Annotated in this window: 2 protein-coding genes; one reads left to right on the forward strand and one right to left on the reverse strand. The window is 61.8% G+C overall.

What is annotated here, in order from left to right:
• The coding region (locus ABIB00_RS39025; RefSeq protein WP_354108013.1) for an IS3 family transposase at positions 1-839 on the forward strand (839 nt) is incomplete at its 5' end.
• Here ABIB00_RS39025 and ABIB00_RS39030 read toward each other — a convergent pair.
• Positions 809-1,097 (reverse strand): MerR family transcriptional regulator (locus tag ABIB00_RS39030; RefSeq protein ID WP_502917972.1); only part of this gene is annotated, 289 nt, incomplete at its 5' end. The two genes, ABIB00_RS39025 and ABIB00_RS39030, sit on opposite strands and share 31 nt — an antisense overlap.

The raw sequence follows: 1,097 nt of genomic DNA on the forward strand, positions 1-1,097 counted from the left end.
GCGCTCACCAAGGCGGGATTGCTGAGCGCAAAGCGATGATCGACCGTGAGCACGATCTGTCGATCACCAAGCAGGCTGAGGTTCTGCGGATCAGCCGGGGCAGCGTCCATTACCTGCCGCGCCCAGTGCCGGACGCCGATCTCGCGATCATGCGGCGTCTCGACTGGCTACATCTGGAGTATCCCTTCGCCGGTTCGCGTATGCTGCGTGGCCTGCTGGCTTTGCAAGGGTGCAAGGTCGGCCGCCGGCATGTGAAGACGCTCATGCTCATGCGGCGGATGGGGATAGAAGCGCTCTATCGCCGCCCCCGAACCACGAAGCCGGAGCCCGGCCACAAGATTTATCCCTATCTGCTGCGCGGCATGGAGATCACGCGTCCGAACCAGGTCTGGGCGATGGACATCACTTACATCCCGATGGCGCGCGGCTTCGTGTATCTCGCTGTCGTGCTCGATTGGGCTACCCGACGAGTATTGTCATGGCGGTTATCGATCACGATGGAAGCGGCCTTCTGCGTCGAGACCCTGGAGGATGCCTTGGCGCTGCACGGCCGGCCTGACGTCTTCAACACCGACCAGGGTTCACAGTTCACCGGTGCGGACTTCACCGCCGTGCTCGCCGGCAACGGCATCGCCATCAGCATGGACGGCAAAGGGGCTTGGCGGGACAACGTGTTCGTCGAGCGGTTGTGGCGCAGCGTCAAGTACGAGGAGGTGTATCTGCGGGCCTACGAGACCGTCAGCGAGGCCCGCGCCTCGATCGGCAGATATCTCGACTTCTACAACCGCGCATCAGAACACCCATCTGTCTATGTTGTTGAAGAGAAGAGACTTTGCTGATTGGGATGCGATCCCGTGGGGTATCTTGGGTTCTGTCGCGCTCGTTCGGCGATAGTTTGAGCGGCAGTTGTTATCAGCGAGGCGCGGGCGAAGATCCACGGGCCGTCCGATAGCGGATGGAAGGTTTCGATTTCGCCGGCTTCAGCGGCCAGCCGGAGCGTCTTGGGCGCGATCTTCAGGAGCTTTGCGGCGTTGCTAAGGTTGAGCCAGGGTTCGATCCCGTCATCGGCGGGCTTGAACACCGGGAGGTGGTAGCTC

The sequence above is a fragment of the Bradyrhizobium sp. LB14.3 genome, from assembly GCF_040547985.1.
Classification (GTDB): Bacteria; Pseudomonadota; Alphaproteobacteria; order Rhizobiales; family Xanthobacteraceae; genus Bradyrhizobium.